The organism is Halorientalis sp. LT38 (genome assembly GCF_037031225.1).
Taxonomy (GTDB): Archaea; Halobacteriota; Halobacteria; order Halobacteriales; family Haloarculaceae; genus Halorientalis; species Halorientalis halophila.
Window position 1 is genome coordinate 1,112,999 of the sequence record NZ_JAYEZN010000001.1, and the last position, 18,875, is coordinate 1,131,873.

Annotated in this window: 17 protein-coding genes and 1 pseudogene; 5 read left to right on the plus strand and 13 right to left on the minus strand. The window is 55.9% G+C overall.

Features of this window, described 5'->3' with window-relative positions; all coding sequences use genetic code 11:
* Positions 1 to 50 precede the first annotated feature (50 nt).
* From U5918_RS05800 to U5918_RS05815, 4 genes are all read right to left on the minus strand, one after another.
* Entirely contained in the window at positions 51 to 590 is a 540-nt protein-coding gene (locus U5918_RS05800) for a PIN domain-containing protein (RefSeq protein WP_336000169.1), read from the minus strand.
* A 3-nt stretch (positions 591 to 593) separates the two neighbouring features.
* Positions 594 to 1,178, minus strand: a complete 585-nt coding sequence (locus U5918_RS05805) for a DUF7437 domain-containing protein (protein ID WP_077206797.1) — start codon at positions 1,176 to 1,178, stop codon at positions 594 to 596.
* A gap of 282 nt (positions 1,179 to 1,460) precedes the next feature.
* Entirely contained in the window at positions 1,461 to 2,441 is a 981-nt protein-coding gene (locus U5918_RS05810) for a transcription initiation factor IIB (protein ID WP_336000172.1), read from the minus strand.
* A 475-nt stretch (positions 2,442 to 2,916) separates the two neighbouring features.
* Positions 2,917 to 3,855: a DUF955 domain-containing protein gene (locus tag U5918_RS05815; RefSeq protein WP_336000173.1), complete on the minus strand. Its 939-nt coding sequence runs from the start codon at positions 3,853 to 3,855 to the stop codon at positions 2,917 to 2,919.
* 104 nt (positions 3,856 to 3,959) lie between these two features.
* Between U5918_RS05815 and U5918_RS05820 the strand changes: the two genes are divergently transcribed.
* Positions 3,960 to 4,823, plus strand: a complete 864-nt coding sequence (locus tag U5918_RS05820) for a DUF2250 domain-containing protein (protein ID WP_336000174.1) — start codon at positions 3,960 to 3,962, stop codon at positions 4,821 to 4,823.
* A gap of 69 nt (positions 4,824 to 4,892) precedes the next feature.
* Here the strand turns inward: U5918_RS05820 and U5918_RS05825 are convergent, their stop codons facing one another.
* Complete coding sequence (locus U5918_RS05825) at positions 4,893 to 5,201, minus strand: hypothetical protein (protein WP_336000175.1); 309 nt, start codon at positions 5,199 to 5,201, stop codon at positions 4,893 to 4,895.
* A 309-nt stretch (positions 5,202 to 5,510) separates the two neighbouring features.
* On the opposite strand from U5918_RS05825, the gene U5918_RS05830 reads away from it, so the two are divergent.
* A complete protein-coding gene (locus U5918_RS05830; protein WP_336000177.1) occupies positions 5,511 to 5,993 on the plus strand; it encodes a GIY-YIG nuclease family protein in 483 nt (160 codons plus the stop codon).
* Between the two features lie 12 nt (positions 5,994 to 6,005).
* Here U5918_RS05830 and U5918_RS05835 read toward each other — a convergent pair whose 3' ends face one another.
* From U5918_RS05835 to U5918_RS05850, 4 genes are all read right to left on the minus strand, one after another.
* Positions 6,006 to 7,538, minus strand: a complete 1,533-nt coding sequence (locus U5918_RS05835) for an ATP-binding protein (protein ID WP_336000178.1) — start codon at positions 7,536 to 7,538, stop codon at positions 6,006 to 6,008.
* Positions 7,531 to 8,793, minus strand: coding sequence for a tRNA-guanine transglycosylase (locus U5918_RS05840; RefSeq protein WP_336000180.1), 1,263 nt, complete (start codon positions 8,791 to 8,793; stop codon positions 7,531 to 7,533). The genes U5918_RS05835 and U5918_RS05840 overlap by 8 nt, the downstream gene beginning before the upstream one ends.
* A complete protein-coding gene (locus U5918_RS05845; RefSeq protein ID WP_336000181.1) occupies positions 8,786 to 9,247 on the minus strand; it encodes a DUF6884 domain-containing protein in 462 nt (153 codons plus the stop codon). The genes U5918_RS05840 and U5918_RS05845 overlap by 8 nt, the downstream gene beginning before the upstream one ends.
* Positions 9,248 to 9,323: 76 nt before the next feature.
* Positions 9,324 to 11,234, minus strand: a complete 1,911-nt coding sequence (locus tag U5918_RS05850; protein WP_336000182.1) for a tRNA-guanine transglycosylase — start codon at positions 11,232 to 11,234, stop codon at positions 9,324 to 9,326.
* Positions 11,235 to 11,378: 144 nt separating this feature from the next.
* Here U5918_RS05850 and U5918_RS05855 point away from each other — a divergent pair, with 144 nt between their 5' ends.
* The 3 genes and pseudogenes from U5918_RS05855 (at position 11,379) to queC (ending at position 13,351) form a co-directional block, all read left to right on the plus strand.
* On the plus strand, positions 11,379 to 11,846 hold the full coding sequence (locus tag U5918_RS05855) for a 6-pyruvoyl trahydropterin synthase family protein (RefSeq protein ID WP_336000183.1): 468 nt from the start codon (positions 11,379 to 11,381) through the stop codon (positions 11,844 to 11,846).
* 4 nt (positions 11,847 to 11,850) lie between these two features.
* Positions 11,851 to 12,632: pseudogene (locus U5918_RS05860) on the plus strand (7-carboxy-7-deazaguanine synthase QueE).
* 8 nt (positions 12,633 to 12,640) lie between these two features.
* Positions 12,641 to 13,351 carry a 7-cyano-7-deazaguanine synthase QueC gene (queC, locus tag U5918_RS05865; RefSeq protein ID WP_336000184.1) on the plus strand — a complete coding sequence of 237 codons (711 nt, stop codon included), beginning with the start codon at positions 12,641 to 12,643 and terminating at the stop codon, positions 13,349 to 13,351.
* A 66-nt stretch (positions 13,352 to 13,417) separates the two neighbouring features.
* Here the strand turns inward: queC and U5918_RS05870 are convergent, their stop codons facing one another.
* Genes U5918_RS05870 through U5918_RS05885 form a run of 4 tightly spaced genes read right to left on the minus strand, consistent with a single transcriptional unit; the run spans position 13,418 to position 18,855 of the window.
* Positions 13,418 to 14,110, minus strand: coding sequence for a hypothetical protein (locus U5918_RS05870; RefSeq protein ID WP_336000185.1), 693 nt, complete (start codon positions 14,108 to 14,110; stop codon positions 13,418 to 13,420).
* A complete protein-coding gene (locus tag U5918_RS05875; RefSeq protein WP_336000186.1) occupies positions 14,094 to 17,114 on the minus strand; it encodes a hypothetical protein in 3,021 nt (1,006 codons plus the stop codon). Before U5918_RS05875 ends, U5918_RS05870 begins: the two co-directional genes overlap by 17 nt.
* Positions 17,111 to 17,959 carry a hypothetical protein gene (locus tag U5918_RS05880; protein ID WP_336000188.1) on the minus strand — a complete coding sequence of 283 codons (849 nt, stop codon included), beginning with the start codon at positions 17,957 to 17,959 and terminating at the stop codon, positions 17,111 to 17,113. Before U5918_RS05880 ends, U5918_RS05875 begins: the two co-directional genes overlap by 4 nt.
* Entirely contained in the window at positions 17,959 to 18,855 is an 897-nt protein-coding gene (locus tag U5918_RS05885) for a hypothetical protein (protein ID WP_336000189.1), read from the minus strand. Before U5918_RS05885 ends, U5918_RS05880 begins: the two co-directional genes overlap by 1 nt.
* Between the last annotated feature and the right edge of the window lie 20 nt (positions 18,856 to 18,875).

The window sequence follows — 18,875 nt, forward strand, 5'->3', positions numbered from 1 at the left end:
TTGATCTGATCCGTCGTGGACTAGAGATGTATCTTCGCTTTTTGACTCATTCAGGAGATCTCCTCAATCAGCTCAAATCCATCTACGAATTGGACTCGGTCTTCGAAGCCATTTGCTGTGAGAGACGCAACGACTCCCTCCCCTGCATCGGTATCCGTCGTTACGACCGAGACAAACTCTGCATTACCGTTGGTCAAGCAGTCGACGGCAACAGCACCAAGCGCTGTATCTGCCTTCTCGATTTGATCCTCGTCACGGTTCGACGAGGTAGCGATGAAGGTCCGAATATCGTCCATCACGCTCGAGACTGTGCTGTCCGTGTAGTCCGGGTCCGCAGCAACCGTCACCCACCCAGCGTCGATAGCGCTATTGATGGGGGTCTGGCCAGGAGTACTGCGGTCCGGTGCGCCGCCAAGTTCAGCGTAGACACGCTTGGGAATCACGAATGTGATGTCGTGTCGATGTACAAACCGTTCGAGTGCGGTGTACTTGTTATTCTCTTGTCGACCGCACGCGATGAACAGGCCGGAATCGGCGATCCAGACCACTGACTCATCGACATCGTCGAACGGCCCGCTCTCTTTGGGCAACCTTCAGTCCTCCGAACTGGGGGGTTGCTCACGCGCATTCTGGATGTCCTCGAAGTACGGATCCAACGACTGCATATCGAGAACCACGTCTCGGAGCGCTTGTAGCACCGCGATACCGAATGCGTACTGGAGATCGAGTTCTCGAGACGCAACACGCTCAGACATTTCGCCATTCGTGTATGGGACCGCGTACGTGAGGGCGGCAGCGAGCTTACCAAGACCATGCTTCTCGAGCAGGAGATCTAGATCTTGGTCGTGGGGCGAGCGACCGAACGCAGCAATGAGCGTCGGCGTGACCGTGTACTTGTCGCCGTCAAGCGTCGCGGTGAGCGTGATCGGGACGGCCGAGTAGGTGTGTGTCTTCTGGTCGTCGTCTCGCGTGAGGAGACCGAGGTCGACGAGAGTCGCAGTATCCGAGTATGCAGTCGTCCGTGGCAGCGCGAGGTTGTCGGTGATGTCGTCGATCGTAACCTCAGTTTCACGGAGGACAAACGTGTACAGGCGTGCCAGCCGAGGCTCCTCTAGAAGTTGTGCAACCGATAAGAGGCCATTGACCGCCCGTTCGGGACCCTCCGTGGCTTTCGACATACATTACATAATTCGTGTATTGGGTAATAACGCTTTGGACGGACGAGCAACTACAGATGTGCCTACGGTGTGTCGCGTAGAATCTCCCCGAAGACGCCTACGAGGAAGACTCCCATACACCAAGTTCTGGTGAAAGCTACTCTACCTGATACACTGCAATGCCAGCTCGCCCACAGAGCGGACAGGATTCACCGGAGGACTCGACAGTCGTTCCACAGTGACGACACTCACAGATCTGCTCGAACCGAGATCGTCTCAGAACCCGAGTGATGAAATCGAACATCACTCGACCACCGCCGAAGATGCAGATGCGCTAAGATCGATATCATTCGTCCGCTCCAGATCCCAGATCGCATTTCGCTGGCTCCGGATCGTCGCTGGTGTCACGTCCGCTGCATCGGCGATTGCCTGCTGTGTGATCGGTTCGTCGAAGGCATCAACCGCAACCGCGAGACAGCCACCAGCCACTCCTGCTGGATTACATCCGGTCGTGATTCCCGCCTCCGTTGCTACTTCTGTGAGTTTTCTGGCGTAGAATTCGATCTCGGATGCCAGATCAAGAGCCGAAGCGAGCGTCGGAATGAATTCCACTGGAAACAAGGGGCGAACCGCCATCTGGAGTTCCCGGTTCAGCGTACTGTACCCGTTCCACACCTGCTGGTCAGAACACCGCGCGACCTCGGCAACGTCGGTGAGTGTTCTGGTGTGCTTGCTTCGGCGACAGGCCGCATACGTAGCGCCTGCAGCGATCCCTTCGATCGACCGCCCCTGTATCAGATCGGCCGCTTGTGCCTCTCGATAGAGCTTGGATGCCTCTTCGCGGACGCTTCTGGGGAGTTCTAATGCACTTGTGAGTCGAGCGATCTCTGTACACGCGAGCCCGAGATTCCGTTCGGCCTTGCTCCGCCAGCGTGCCCGGTTGTGCTCACGACGAAGGCGACCAAGTTGGCGTTGTTTACGGTTCGAGAGGCTGTTTCCCTTCGCATCTCTCTTGAAGCCAATCTCGCTGGACAGCCCTCGATCGTGACGTGCCTGAGTGAGTCGCGGGCCAGTCCGCTTTCGGTTCTGCTCGTTACTCGGACGGGAGAAAGGCCGTGCCGCATGGTCAAGACGATACTCGTCAAGGATCAGGCCACACTCCGTACAGGCAGTTTCGCCGCCATCCGTTTCGAGTGGTCCCGCACAATCGGGACACTCGGTCGCAGCGATTGTTTTTCCGTCATCCTCATCGAAGCCACAGTCGTAGATTTCTCTCGAAGTCATGTTCGTATTCCAGGGACTTGCTTGCCCCGCACCCCTCAGGGGCACACAAAAACGTGCGGCGCGTAGGCAGAGAGACTCGTCTGCAGAGAAGCCACTGTTCTTCGGGACGAGCGTCAGACACTCGGCTGACGCAAGATCCGTGACTAGTGCGCCGTCCTGTGGTTTTTAGTTTCAGTACGGCTGGCTGGCCTATTTACGGATTCTTGCGCATGTACCGATAACATGATCAACCGAATCAAGCGCGCGGTCACAGGACATCAAGGACGGAATCGGTTTTGTGAGTGTCGGCACTGTGGCTCACGTATCGACAACGCTGGTATGAACTGTCCTGCATGTGGATCCTCTGAAGTAGCTCAGTATGAACTAGAATTGTGAACCAACAAGGAGACATATTCCGTCCAGCAGGGGTACGAAAACCGGGATGGACTAATCAGGCGTAAGTGGCCGTTTCTATCTCCCAGTGGCCTGACCTACTCTAGCTTGTGCTGTCACACAAGTGGTCGGTAACTGCGTCGATGATCGTTGTCGCCGTCGTACTGATACGCTGGAGTCTGTCAGTGATCGTGTCCGCCTCCTCGTCAACCCACGCCGCCAGATAGAAGGCCGCATTGTGCGTGTCGAGTCCGAAGTACCGACCGACGATGTACGCCACCGCTTCGGCTTCGACCTCGCGTTTCGCCCGTTCGCTGTCGTCAGCGACCTGAAAATGCAACAGTGCGTGGGCATACTCGTGGATCAATGTCGTCGCCAGATCGGCATCGTTCGCTCTGTTCTTTGCCTTCACCACCGGCCGTTCGTCCTGCCCCGACTGACTACAGACACCAGTTGCACTCGGATAGGTCCAATCGGATTGAGCTACGATTTGGACCTCGATATCGAGAGTGGGTGCAGCCACCTGGAGTGCGTCGACTAACTCTGTTCCATCGCCGTACGTCTCAGTCTCGAGCTCGGGAAGTGGCTCGCCTTCGGTCTGGGAGACGTCGAACACCGGTGCGGGCTTGAACCCGACCAACCCCTGGCCCCACTCCTCCGGTGGCGTCTCATCGTACTCACACCCCGACGTGTCGTGATACGACGGTGCGTTCTCACATTCGGGACACCGCGTGGTGATGATCGGTACCCAGATCCAGATGGCCGATTCACCTTCTGTGACGTGTCTGTCGAACTCCTCCTGCCACGTCCGGTAGCCCGCAACCTTCGTCGCCTCCGGACACTGCTGTTTGATCAGGAGTGTATTCCGATGTGAGTAGTCGTGAAGGCGACTCTGGACATCCAGCCACTCCTGGAACTCCGCACTGGCTTGTGCCTCGTCGACGAGATCGGTCAGGTCATCGACCCATTCGTCGATGGTTGCTCGCATCTGTTCATCACGCGTCTCCCGGTCGTCGAATGTCGTATTGTCACTAGTCGCCATCCCGAATCAGCGCGACCACAGTGTGTGGCCCCGCACCCCTTCGGGGGCCAAAAACAGACCGGCGCGGTGGGTTCAAGCGGGCTCCGGGTCTACTGGATACCAGGATGGTCTCCGAGGCCGAGATCGAGCGCCTCCGTCTGGAAGCCGACACGATCATGACTCGCTATCAGACGGTCGAGGAGGCCCTCCAGCAGGCGCGCAACGAACCCGGCGACCACTGGGAGGAGGGCGAACTTACGGTCACACTGGAGACCCCACAGGGAGAGGCCATCGAGGTGGTGCTGGATCTCGATCAGGATCCGGCAGCCAACGCCCAGCAGCGCTACGAACGGGCCAAGGAGTTGGAAGCCGAACTCGAACAGCAACAGGCCGTCGTCGGACAGCTTGCACCACTTCCGGCCAATCCGGTGGCGTATCAGGTTCTGTATCACCTCGACACGGTCGAGGGGAACTATCCGCGGTCGATGGCCGGCCACCTCGATGCCGAACGGAAACAGGTCGAAGCGCTGTGCGAGGAGATGGAAACGGCCGGCATTCTGGAACGCGTCGAGTCGGGAACGGTCAAGCAACGCCGTGTGAAGGCCAAGAAGGCTGACGAGGTCCGACAGCACCATACCTACTACCGCCTCTCGCGGGAGGGCGATCACCTGCTGCGCTTTCTGGAAGAGCGAGAAGGCAAGAAGAACGTCCTCCGGCACTTGCCCGATGGGCAGACGATCGCAAAGCGACTGGCTCGTGGTGGCCCCGACTACCCGCGGATGACCGCTGATGAACTGGACATGGAGTTCGAGTACGTCCGCCATCTGTACCGTGCGCTTCGGCGTGTGGGACTGGTGACTACCTACGAGGGAAGTACGATCAAGGCCAGCGAGCGCAAGCTGAAACCCAAAGACGAGACCCACCGCAAGCACACCTACTACGTGACGACAGCCGTGGCTGAAGAATTGCTGCGGGAGTTAGAGGAGTAGGAGGGTCCCTGTAATGCGGGTTTTGATTTTTCCTGCTCAATTGAGGAGAGTCAAGAGAGATGAATAACCCTAGAACAGGCCGAGAGAATCATCAGAATCTGTCTTATACAGCAAGTCAAATGCTGGGTGTTTGTGCAGAATTTCATCACATGAGAGACATTGGGTCAGTAGAGGGCGGTTCGCATCCCAGTAATCGTTCCGCATGATGATTGTTTCTTGATGAAGGCCGTACCGGCCACCGTCCGTAGCGAAATGGCGATAATCACGCCCCCCACATTCTGGACACTCTTGTTCCATGCTCTCCCAATCAGGGTGTCGAATGCCAGTTATCTGTTGTTTCTTACCTGTATCATCCGTTATGACAAACTCTTTGTTCATGTTCCTGGGCCTCGCCCGTTAGGGCCCAGAAAAACGAGCATGGCCGGTGAACCTGCTTAAGTCGATAACTTCGGATAATCGGGTTTTCAGGTAATCAATCGGATCAGGTTGGCCGGTATACTGGAGATTCTGTTATCGAAATGAATAGACACCCCATACGAGCAGGATAGGTTTGTCTGTCTGACACCGTTATTGTAAGTGGTCGTGTAGCATGTATTGATCCGAGAAATTTTATAAATTGACCAATGTAGATTTTAGTAGTTACCTATGGATATGACCGCCATTCCCACTGATCCCGGTGTATACTGTATGTTTGATCTGGATGACACCCCCACTTATGCTGGGCAAACCAGTAATCTCCGAAGCCGGCTACGTCAACATTTCGTTCGTCAAGACTCCAGCGTTTCAAGCTACGGGCGACTTGATCCTTGGGACATCGCTTCGGTAGAATGGTGGACCACCGATCAAACCGACAAAGCAGAGCGAGACTTGCTAAACACATTCCAACCCTATCTGAACTTCCCAGCGGAGAGTGGTTCTCAGCCAATAAGTGGAGAATTCGATTTTGAGGAGCCTGACGGTAAATTCGCGCTCTTCTCCGACGAGGAACAGGATTTTCGTCGGCAACCGTACAACCGTGTCAAGCAGAAAATCGAACACATCAACCGCATGGTGGACAAAATCAAGTATGCGAACCACAGCGACGATACACGACAAACGCTCTACGAGCACAAACGCATCCTGGAAGAGAACCTCCAAGACTTCCTCGGGGTCGACGACATCCCAGAGTGACCGCAAGACAGTTTAGGAGACCTTATCCTTTAACTCGAGGACCGGGATTGTTTTCGGATCGGTATCGCCGTACTGGATATTGTTGTTCTGGAAATCGAAGCGGATGGATTCGCCCATATATGACGAGCGCTCAATTCGGGTCAGAGCGTCAAGATCACCGAGCTTCCAGCAGACGAATTGGTCGATGTTGGTAAGCGGTGTCTCCTCTTCAAAGAAGTCGCTAAGTTTCACCTGCAATGACGCATTGTCGAACCCATCGTCGGTAGCGAGAATCGCATTGACCTCGTTGTCCATCTGGAAGTCCGCAATCTGTATGTTTTCAGGTGCACCGTTGGCGCTGTACCGTTCTAATGCGGCTATGACCTCAGCTGAGTTTGACGGCGAGAGCCCCTCCTGCTTTTGGGTGCGTTCCAAGCGTTCTTGCAGAGAGCTTTCCTGAGACTGGATACTTCGTTTCTTGTCCTCAAGTTTTCGGCGTTCGATATAATTCTGATACCATGAGTCCTGACATACCTTGGTCATGTACCGATCCAGTTCGTCCGTGATAGCTTGGTATGCATCACCGGATTTGTTCCGGATTTTCTCTCGGTTAGCCGAAAGTTCCAAGCCCTGACAGTTGGCGATGAAAAAGAAGTGGAAAAACTCGTTGTCCGCACCTATGGCGTCGTTGTACCGTTCAACCTTGATGTGGTCTTTCGCCAGCCAAATACCAAATTGGGCAGAGTGTTTGCCATAAGTCGGCAACTTGTTTCGTGCTTCCTTTCCACCAACCATTCCAACAACTTCAACGGTCAGTTCACGGCCGTCATCAAGAGTCACGGTCAGCTCTCGGGGTGGATAGTGCTTGCACATTTCCTCGGCAACTAACTCGCCATCTGGATCCAGGTTTTCAGCAGGGAATTTTAGCCGGTTATCGGTATCGATTAGACCTCGGGTATCGTCAATCGTGGATGAGAGCTCAACGCTGATATCCATCTCGTGGAAGTCGTCGTTGAAGTGCCAGGCCGTCGAGCCGCCGATTGTCTTCCACTTGATGTAATGCTCAATCTTATTGTAGGTGAGTTGCTTCGGATCGAAACCCTGGCCAGCTCGGAATCCATGCACCTCAATCCGGGTGCCTGACGGCTCGTCAACATCCGCCGTCTCAATTGAATAGGTGGGGAGCTCGCGGTTGTTGAGTTTCGCCCAGGGTTGGTCCATCACCGAGTCGGTCCGTGTCCCGTCCTTGACTGTCTCAACCCGGATCTTATCGCTCTTGTAGTAGATTTTTGTGCCGTGTCCCTTGTATCCAATCGCGTCGTCCTTATTCGAGTTTCCGAGATCAAAGAACGACGACAGATCGCTTTCATCCATCCCCTGGCCGTCGTCCTCGATGATTAATGTGTTCCGGCCCTCCTCGTCCTGCTCGATATTGATATCGACCTGCGTCGTGTTCGCATCGTAGGAATTCGATAGTGCTTCTCTGATAACTTCCAACGGATCCTCGAAATCACTTGCAATCTCGATGAACTCGTTGACCTCATTGACTTGTGGTGTCTTATGCATAGGTTGTATCTGTCTCCTCGAAGTATGGATTCATCCGTTCATTGATTAGCTGATAGACAAACTTTCGGAAGCCTTTCTGGTCCTTCACGGCCTCCTCAAGATACTCAGCTACCTGTTCCTGATCACTCTCGGCGATTAATTGACGGTACTGACGGAGCTCCCGTTGCTGGATCGCCAAATTATGTGCTGCGACTGAGCCGAGGATATCCTTCTGGTACAGGTCGTCCATCTCATTCCGCATCCGTGCCCGGTGAAAATCGTCGTTACAGATACGACAATCACAGGCGTCGAAGTCCGCCTCGTCGACTGGGACGGTCTCGAACAGGTTGACACTGTACTTCCCGTTGATCGCTTGGTGTAGGTAGGAGGCGGAGTCGAAGGAGTCAGCTCCAACGGCGACGAGCAATGGCATCGCCTTCCCTGAAATACCGAACACGTGCAGTGGAAGGTCGTCGTAGCCGCGTTGTTGCATCTCCCGCTTGCAGTCTGAGACGGCTTCGACCAGCACCTCAACATTGTCCTTCCGCGGAACAAGACTGCCCAAAGCTATCCCGTCGAACGCTTCAGGGATAGGTACTGCAAGTTCGTCTTCGACAAGGTCAAAAGACCGTTCGAGCATCGCCTCGTAGTAGCCGTGGACCGTCAAATAGCAGGCACCGTCAACCTCATCGCGGCGTTCCGCGAACCGGGCAGCGTTAGCGGCGGTCTGCTCCATCTTTTCGATCCGTTCCTCGAACTCGTCATCAGGATGGATCGGATGGTCCAGATTAACCAAAATGTCGGGACCCAAGTCCAGCTGCATATCCAAGGCTTTGTCCTGGTCGATGTCCTTCTCGAAATCCTCACCCTCGAGGCCGCCGCCATGCTTCAGGATTTTGTAGCCACCGGAGTCTGCGAAGATCATTCCGTCATAGTCGCTGAAGCAGTCCCACTCACGGACCTCGTTGTCGAGATACCAGTCCAGTTTCTTCTCACGAATCCCGTAGTCGGTCAGAGAGGCGATGGAGGTCATCACGCCGTGGAACAGGTCACTATAATCCTTCCCGGCTGTGACTTCTTTGTCGTGGGCAAGGAATTCCTTGACTGTACGATGGACGCCGCCACCGAATAGAGCGCCCTCGTTGCCACCGCCGTAGAAGTTGATGACAGGGAAAAGATGGGGGGTTTCTAAGGTACGGTCGTTGATCTGGAGCTGACCACGTCGTGCCTCACCCGCCTCTGCTACGATATCAAACGACACCATACTTTCAGTCACCGTGCGCCGGTACGGATCGGCTGCTTGAAACTAGATGCTTCAGTCGCTTACCTTTCATACCAATGCCACTTCCCTCGATATAGTGGACTGGAACATCGACAGCAGCTTCAAGTCCATCAACAGCCGGCAGATAATCATTTCCAAGATTGATCCATACTTTATCATACTCATTCTCCTTGACTTTCTTTGAAAGATCACTGACCAGCTCGTCGTTCAGTTCGTTAGCACGATTTGTGTCCATCTTACGATCATAATATTCTATTTTATCATCTGGTTCAACGATGCCATGCTCAGCAGATATAATTATGATGTCAAGTCCAGGCTGAAATCGGTCCGCGCGCAGCGCCTTCTTTATGATTCTGAAGAAGTAGCCATCATACAAATCAAGAGCAGGCACCGGTGTGTCCACCGGTTCCTTAGTCGCGGAACACGACTGGACGAGTAGTGACGCCATCTACCGGGTGATCACGTGAGGAGACCTTAACCTTTGTGGAGAATCACCGGAGGTCTGCAAGATTGCTTGTGATGCCTTACAGCGAACTGGTAAATCGCTCCACCAGTTCGTCGATGTTCTCGCCACGGAAGTGCTCGGTAAGCTGGAGAGCTCGCGGATCAGATGGGTATATCTCACCCCGGCCATACTGAGTGAACGCCTCGTCGATAGCATGGCGATATGCTTTGCTCGTCGTGTAGGCCAGGATGTGGTCGAACTGCTCACCGAATTGGTCCAAGTACTGGACGAGGCGATTCGTAACGAATTCGATTTGGTCCTCATCCGCAGTGGTGAGGACATACTCGTAGCTCATCACAGGGTCCGCCTCCTCGAACTGCTCTGGCACAGGACCATACAGCCCTGAGACGGATATCTTGTGGAACTGGTCCCGGTACTCCTCAAGCGGAGAGAGCACTACCTGCTGCGTCCTAGAATCGGAGTAGGGTTTCTCCTGGCTACAGGGCAGAATCAGCAGGACATCTGCCTCGCTTGGCGGCTGGTAGGCGTTCTGCTGGAGGATGTTGAAATCGTTGGGACCATGCTTCAACGAGATGGTCCGTTTCTCCCGTGTCGTGTCCTCAACCCCTTCGAGGAAGCCAGAGAGTTTGGTCTGGAACGTTTCGGCGTCCGGTCCCGCAACAAGTTCCTCGTAGCCGATGTCGGCCAACTGTTCGCGGAGCTCCGGGTTGTGAAGCTGCGCTCGCTTCAACCCTTTCTCGACGATGTTCTTTCCCTGAGCGAACTTCGCCACGAGTTCAAGCAGTTCGCCGTCATCGATGGCATCCCGTACCTCCTGCATCTGGCGGCTGTACAACTCGAAGTTATGGTGAGCTATCTGTGCGTAGTACTCGCTCTTGTAGTGCTTGCCGTGCTCTCCCTCGATACGTTTGTAGCTGACATCGGACTCCAACAGGGCGTGCCGCATATCGTCGAAGTGGATATCTTGGCACGCCTGACAATCACAGTACTCCTCGTCCCAGTCGCTCAACTTGGTCCGCTGCCACGTCTCTGGATGGATGAAACTCTTGTTGCGAGCCGCTTTCAGGTAGTTCGAGGAGTCGAATGTATCGACGCCGAGAAGAGAGAGTAGTGGACAGAGCCGGCCACTGATACCGAAAACGTGGAGCGCGATGTCATCGTACCGTTCCTCCGGTATCGCGTCCCTTGCACCTTGGACGATGTCGACGAGGACATCCGGCGAGTTGCTGAGCGGGACAAGTGATCCAAGCGCAAAGCCCTCGAACGCTTCATCGAGTTCCTCAGCCCGGTCCAGAAATCGGCTCACGTACCAATTGACGTCCTCGTAGCTATGGCCGTGAATCGCCACGTAGACGGACGGTGTCTTCTCGACACCCCATTCCTCAAGCTTCTCATCGTCATTGAGCAGCTGTAGACATTGGACTGCGTTGTCGATACTCCGCTCCATTCGCTCGGTGGCCTCATCCCGGTTCAGGTTCTGCGGAATCGGGAAGTCCAACGTGGCGACGATGTCCGCACCGTAATCCAGCTGTAGCTTCAGGATGCTCTCTGGATTCGTGTAGATACCCCAGTCGTTCTCACTCCCACCCTCTTCCGGCGGCTGTCCGAACGTCGTTGAGTTCATCAGCTTGAACCCGCCGGAATCGACAAACAATGGCTGCGTGAACCCCGGCTCAACGTCACTCTCCTCGAAGTGCTGTTTCAGCGGCTTCTCCCGCCACGCCGCCAGGTTGTCCGGGGTGAGGTTGTAGTCGAGAAACGTCATCGTCTGGAACATGATACCCTGGACGGTGTCACTCTGAAAGAGATGGCGACGCGTGTACCGCCAAATACCGCCTGATTTTGGTGTTGTTCCTCCGATAAGGTTCGCAACAGGGAGAAGTGCAGGTGTCTGAATCTGGCCGGCAGGCGTCTCTATCTCGCCTCGCCGACCGTACCTGGCTTTTGCGAGAGTCCTGAATGCAGCCATCAAATAACCTGTGTAGTACCTCTATGCGACACCTCAATTAATCTCTCGTTCCAGAAACCATTATGAATACTACAAATCGAAGATGGCCTTCGTTCCTTTCGGTGAGTAACCCAACCTTAAGTATGCCCCCAATAATACCTCGATATGCCTCAACGCACACTAGGCGAACCAGCTATCTCCTCACAGGATCTTACAGAGGCTGAACGAACCCTCCATATCGGACGTGATCGGCCAATACGGATCAGCGCAGGCCACCGTATTCTGCACCACGACGGCAAGTGTAGCCGTCCCCACGGCCATAACTACGCAATCAGTGTCGGGGTGACCGGCACCCTGACCGAGGAAGGATGGGTCGTCGACAAAGGGAGTATTACTGACGTATTATCTGACTGGGACCATAGGTTCCTAGTTGAACAGGGCGACCCGTTGATCGAGGCATTCGAGGCCAGCGGCGACGGCGACGCCGTCGTCGTCCTTGACCAGCCACCAACCGCCGAAGTCATGGGACTCGTCCTCGAACGACGATTGGAGGATGCGTTACCGGACACGGTCAGTGACGTCGCAGTCGAGATCCGAGAGACCGGTGAACTAGCTGCTGGAGGCTCGTTGTAGACCGATGCCGGCGAGCTCGGACGCCCCAACGGTCGATGACGAGGCAGCTAATCCAGATGCCCAAGAGGGGCTACCGGTAAACGAGTTGTTCTACTCACTACAGGGCGAGGGCAAACTAGCCGGGATGCCAAGCGTGTTCATCCGGACCAGCGGGTGTAACCTCCGGTGTTGGTTCTGTGACTCGTACCATACTAGCTGGGAACCGACCCATGCCTGGCTCGACATCGACGCTATCATCGACCGCGTCACCGACTACGACGAAGCTGAGCACATCGTCGTGACCGGTGGCGAACCGTTGCTCCACGATGAGACAGCCGAGTTACTGGACCGACTCAGTGCTGCCGGCTTCCACACGACCGTCGAGACGAACGGCACGATCTACCGCGACACCGCGATCGACCTTGCAAGTATCAGTCCGAAGCTGGCGAACAGTACCCCAACCGCAGGGAAGGATCCGCAAGGCGACGGAGAATGGGCTGACCGACATGAGAACGCCGGATCGACATCGACGTGCTGACCCAGCTCGTGGAGACCTACGAGTTCCAGCTGAAGTTCGTTGTCACCGGCCGCGACGATATACAGGAGATCAACCAGTTGGTCGGCCGACTGCGGGACGCTGCTGCGACGGCGATCCGGGATTCGGACGTGTTGTTGATGCCGGAAGGAGCGACGCGGGAGCGGTTGGCGGAGAGGCGTGAACTGACTGCTGAGGTGGCGATGGAGCACGGATATCAGTATACGCCGCGGCTTCACGTCGACCTCTGGAATGACGCACCAGAGACCTAACCACGACGATGACTGACCATACAGACGACGAAGGCAGTGCTGTTGTGCTTGTATCGGGCGGTATGGATAGTGCGACGGCAGCGTTCGAGGCGAAACAGAGAGGTTACGACCTGTACTTCCTCCACACTACCTATGGCCAAGAGACAGCGGACAAAGAGTCGGAGTGCGCCCAGCAGTTGGCCGGCTGCATGGATGTAACGGACTTCCTCCACATCGAAACCGATCACCTTGCCCGGATTGGTGCCTCCAGTCTCACCGACGATAGTATTGACGTCAAGGAAGTGAATCTCGACAGCGACGAGGTCCCGTCCAGCTACGTTCCGTTTCGGAATGCGAACCTGCTGTCGATGGCGACGTCGTACGCTGAGGCCAACGACTGCGAGGCGATTTTCATCGGTGCGCACAGTGAGGACTATTCCGGCTACCCGGACTGCAGACCGGAGTTCTTCGACGCATTCCACCAGGTCATCGAAGTTGGGACGAAACCGGCGACCTCGATTGAGTTGGTCGCGCCGTTCGTCGACTGGAACAAGACCGAGATTGCGGAGCGTGGCCTCGACTTGGATGTGCCGTACGAGTTGACATGGAGCTGTTACCGGGAGGAAGCTCCGGCTTGCGGTACCTGTGACGCCTGTGCCTACCGGCTCAAAGCGTTTCAGGAAGCCGGTGTCGAGGATCCGATTGAGTACGCGGAGCGACCAACCTATTGCGAGTCGTAGCTGTCGTCGGTCAGTTCAGGGAATTTGCTGTTTTCGACGGCTTCGAGCACGATCCCCCCGTATAATCTATCCCAGTCGGATTTCAAGGTAGTCGGCAAGACTTGACCCGGTCAGTGCCTCGCGTTCTTCCTCGGAAAGGTCATTGAAGTACAGCGGATCGTCTGATAGGAGCTGGTCCATAACATCTTCGAGAGTGGTACCGCTGTAGCTTCCGAGCAAGTCTTCCTGGACCTGTTGCAGCGCGTTCGACATCGTGTCTGCAACGTCGCGGGCCTCCTGTTGATTCGCCTCGAACGAATCCTCGGCTTCGTCAGTGTAAACCTGGGCTTTCCAGTCCCAGTCGTCGAGCAACGACTCAAGTGCTTTGAGTTTTCCAATGTCGGCCGCCTCAACGTGCTCATTCAATTTCCGCATCGCCCTGACCCGGTCCCGTTCCTCAGTCCGTTCCTCTTGAATCGCATTTTCGATCTGGCGGGCCTCCTGACTGACCTGGTCCTCGACGTCGTCGATGACGTCGTCCAAGGCGTCAAAATCCCGGTCGTCGGCGTACCCTTTCGCCTCGCGGACCTTCTCCTTGGCCTCGTGAGAGACCTCGACCGCTAAACCGAGGAAGTCCCTGGCGATGATCGCCTGGAGCATGGTCTCCTCCATCTCGGTCGCTACCTCCTCTAACCGGTCCTCCAAGTCCTGGCGGAGATACTGTTGGTGGACCGTTTCCAGCTCCTGCTCGAACAGGGACTGGTCACTCGTCTCCGACATAGTACTGACTCACCTCCTGGAAATACGGGGCAAAGGATGACGACGACTCTCCTGTCTCGAAGTCGATGTCGTTGAACGCCTCGATGACTTCGTGCTCCATCAGTTTGTACTCGATCAGCATCTTGTGGATCGCGTCCTGCGTCGACGTTCCCAACGTGTCGAGACACAGCTGACTGGCAGCGACCACCTCGTCCACCTCGGCCTGGCTGTACGAATCGAACTGTAGCAGCGACTCGTACAACGAGCGGTCTACCTCGTAGTTATCCAAGACGTCGACCTTGTCATGGATCCGCGCCATGTCGGTCCCTGCTAGTTCATCCTGCGCTGTTCGGGCCGTCGAGTATTCCTGCATCTGGTCTTCCTGCTGATCCAGTGACTTCTGCATCCGATACGCCTTGGTCACCATGTCGACCAGTTTCGTGTCGGTATCGAATCGGACACGTGAGCTCAACTCGTCTGGGTCAGCACGGAGACGGCTCAACACGTCCTGCGGGTCGTGATAGGAGAACCACCGACGGAGACGAGGCAGGTCCAATGTGGAATCATTGACGGCGAGACGCTCTGCGACAAGTGCGTCGAACGCCTCCGCATACTCCATGAACTCCTCGATGTACTCCTGTGCTTCAGGAGCCAGTTCATCGGTTAGCGCCGTCTCTAACGTGGTGTCCAATGCGTAGTCCTCACCCTCGGCGAACCGCTCGTTCAAGGTTGCTGCCGTTACCTCTTGCCACGGATCGTCCAGTACGACGATCCAGGCATATGCTGCGAGGACGAAGTCGTCGAACCCGTACGGTGGATCGTACTTGTAGTAGACCGAGGTATCCTCGATATACTGCTCCCTGACCTTGGCCCGCCACTGCCGGGCATACTCCGTTAACTGGCCACCGACCAACGTGAGGATCCGTTGCTCGTCGGCACTCGCATCCGCCTCGTCACTCCGGATCCCGTATTTCAGCAGTTCACGGACATCAGACCGCTGGAAATCCTGCGGATCAAGCACGATTTGGTCCGGGCTAGGCGAGGACTCCGCAGAGGGATACACAAACGGATCATCCGACCGGCTGAGGTTGTACCGGAGGTCGCAGTCCGTCCACAGCGAGTAATCCTGCGTCAACGTATTGATAAGGTCAGTGAACGCCGTCCGCAGGTAGGCGTCCGTCTCGACATACGATTCGTCCTGCGGGTTAGTGTACCAGTTGTCCACGTACCCTCTCTGCTCGTTGATGATCCGCTCAACACGGCTCAAACCTCCACCATCACCGCTTTCACCATCTTCATCGCCTCCCTCGCTTTCCTCCTCGTCTCCACCTGTCTCATCCTCGCTTTCGTCGTCCTCGTCGGTTTCACCCGGCTCTGTCTCTTCATCCTCGGGCGGAATATACTCGACACCGGGAATCTTAACATGGTCATCCAGCAGTTCGATGTTTGCCGGGAGGTCGTCCGCTGCCGGGTTCTCGGGGAGTAGCCCGAATGCTTCGAGGAAGGCCCGGTTAACGGCGATATACTCGTCGTATCGGTCGGTATCGCCGTACCATTTGGCGACGTGGGCGAAGACTTCGGCTTCCCGGTAGACGTCGTCATGGGCTGCCACCCGGTTGGTCACGTGATTCAACGGGCTTGCCGTGGCGGGACACGTTGACGTTCCGTTGAAGTATTCGAGCACGGTCTCGAAGACGACGATGATCAGTTCACGGGGAGACTGCTCGCTCTCATCAAGCCCGGTGTAGATCCGTTCGATAAACTGCTGGTTGAAGGGGAACAGGTCGCGGAAGCTGTCGTCACACAGTCCACACGTCGCGCAAAGTGAGCCCGGCTCTGGGTTCAGCAAGGTGAAGCCGCCGTCGTCTCTGTCGTAGCGGACGCTGCCATCGTGGTGCTTGATGTAGCCGAGGTACGGCCGGATGAAGTCAACTGCCGTCTCGTCGTCAAGGAAGAGGACCTGGTTGGAGTTCTGTTTGTTCGTTCGGTAGAACCGGAACCGGTCCTCCGCTGTCCGTTTGTGGAGAACCGCCGTTGAATCGCGGGTGCCAGCAACGATGAAATCCCAGTTATCACCGGGGTTGTCGCGTTCCATGAATTTGCGGAGCTGTCGCGCCTGCATCCCGGTGATCGAGAAGTCCTCGAAGACAGCGACCGGCCGTTTGTCACCGTATTCCTCTTTGAACTTCTCACCAACTTCCTCCAGTAGATCAGTCAACGGCGGGGTATCGTACTGGTCGAGTAGTGCCTGCCAGAACCCGCTGCTCAGTTTCTCCGCTGGATGCCCCTCAAAGGCATCAGCGTCTTCATCAAAGACCTGTAGGAAGCTATTCTGTTCGTATTCCTGCTCAGTCACCAAGTTCGGTTCTTCGCCGTACTGCCGTGGCTCAACCAACCGGTCGCGGATCCGTTCCGCCACGAACTCGACGATGGCATCCTCTTGCTCCGGTGTCGTCGAGGTCTCATAGCCGTCCCACCCAATCTCCAACAACGCGGTGTAGACGGCCTGGCTAGCGACCATCCGCGGCCGCTGTTTGATGTCGTCTTCAAGCCGCTTGAACTGTGACGAGGTCTCCAACGTCTCGTCAAAGTGGTCCTGGTAGAATTCAGGGATGTCCTCCGTCAGCATCGACATCAAGTCCGTGTCTTTGTCGACGCGGAGGATCGGCCGGTCAGCGTCGTTCTCTAACCGGTGAGTGAGCGCCACGCAGAGTTCCGATTTCCCGGTTCCGACCTCGCCCTCAATGACGACGGCGAAGTTCTTGTTGCGGCTTCCGGAGAAATCCTGGTAGACATCGTTCTCGGTAACGACTCGTTCCTCATCGGTTTCCAGCGATGGGCCGTCGACACCGCCTTCGGTCTGGAAGAGTTCGATCGGGCGGTGCGTGAACCAAAACAGGTCTGGATTCTCGGCGCGAACGGCAGCAACCCGGCTGAACAGGCTGCGCAGGTCGGATTCGTCCTTTTCGTGGAAGTGTGGGCAGAACAGATCGTCGGGAGGGGAAGATGCAGTTTCGCTACTCATGACATGATAACGATGGAGTTCGCTGATTGTTCGCGGCGGTCGTGCGTCGGCATCCGGTCGAAGGCGACAGCACCTTGATCACCGATCTCTGCCAGGCGGATCCGTTCCTCGTTCATCAGTTGATAGAGGGAACGGCTGAGGAGAGCGGGCACACCGCCAGTGTCGTCTGGAAGGTAGAGCAGGTTGTTCGACACCCAGTCCAGATACGTCGGCACCTCAATGACAGGGTTACCGTCGACCGTTCGGCCAGCGGCGTCATGTGCCCGTTTGATCGAGTGGTAGATAAGTGACGGGTCGGGGTAGACAGTGAACTCGTGTGTCTCATACTGGTGGAGCAGGCCAAGGTAGGTGGCGAGACGGCCCCAGTTTTCCATCTTGTTCGGGTTCAGGTCGATCCTGTCACCACGGTACGTCGGGTAGTACTCCAGGGTATCGCGTTCCCAGCGGTCCATCTGCTTCCTGACTGCTTCGTCGTTGTCGTTGATCCGCTGGTAGTCTTCTTTGATGAGGTACGCGTAGTTCAAGTGGAAGACGGCTTGCTTCCCCCAGTCAGGCGGTGTGAGAGATGACGCGAGATGTTCTAACGAGGTTAACCGGAAGTCCAGTGTCTCGTCGCCTGTCGACCACGTGTAGTCATGGACGGTGTACTCTTCGTCTTTGGAATCAAGCAGCCCTAACCGCTGTAACCCCTTTGCCCCTTCATCGACGGCAGCAACACTCAGCCCGGTATCATCGACAATTTCGTCGTCAGTCGTATTGCCGCGGTTGACTGATTCGTAGACCGGTTTGAGTGACCTGGGATTCTGGATGGTGTTGAGAAGATATCCCTGGTCAGGATCTGGCATTATGGACTCCGTTGTAGCCACGCTTTGTAAGTTTGCCCTATAGGAGTTGAATCAAGGTTACGTGCTTCGCGCCGCGCATCGCTCATCGACGCATCTTGGGCGACAGCAGCTTGATCGAACGCACGGGTGTTCTCCGCGACCGTCGAATTCAGAGAACGAACCACCGACATAGCCGTAGAGGAGTCCCATTCGATACGGCGGCGCAGCCACGAGGCCAGGTTCTGCAACGCATCATCCTTCTTGGGACTGGTGCCAGGCCCGTCGTCACTTTGGAACGCTGCTGCAATCGCGTCGTACAGTGGGAGGTACGGTGCATCGTTTAACAGCGAGAAGAGTTCGGTCGTCTGCGTCACGGTCTCACCGGATACACGTTCATACAGGATGGCGTTGTCTTGGAGGAACACGTTCCGTGTGTCGGTAAGCGGGAAATCGAAGCCCTGATCGTTGTACCACTGGTTCACGGCATCATACACATCGTCGTAGGGGCGTTGTGCGATGGCGAAGGGTTCGTGGTAGAGCGGACGCAGCCCTAGCTGGGTTTGGAACTGTTTCTCGTCCGCAACGACAACCATCATCCCTCTCCCCTGCCACCGGTTGATCAAGCTGCCGATCGAATGCTGCGTCTCATCCTCGTAGTACTGCGTCGTCAAGGCAGCCAACACTTGGTCCTCATACTCGATGTTTTGGAGCAAGCTGTACTCATAAGAGAACAAGCCCCGTCCATCGCCGCTCTGAAGCTGCCGCCACCGCCAGGGATACGTGAACTCCTCAACGCCGAGGCGATCTAGCGCGGGGAGACAGCGGAGCAGGCCGAACTGTGACCGTTGCTCGGTCGTGTCGTGGATGAGGAACACGCCCTGCTGGGAGAGGAACGATTGGAGTGTCTCCCACTTCATCGGTACTGTCTCATCATCGG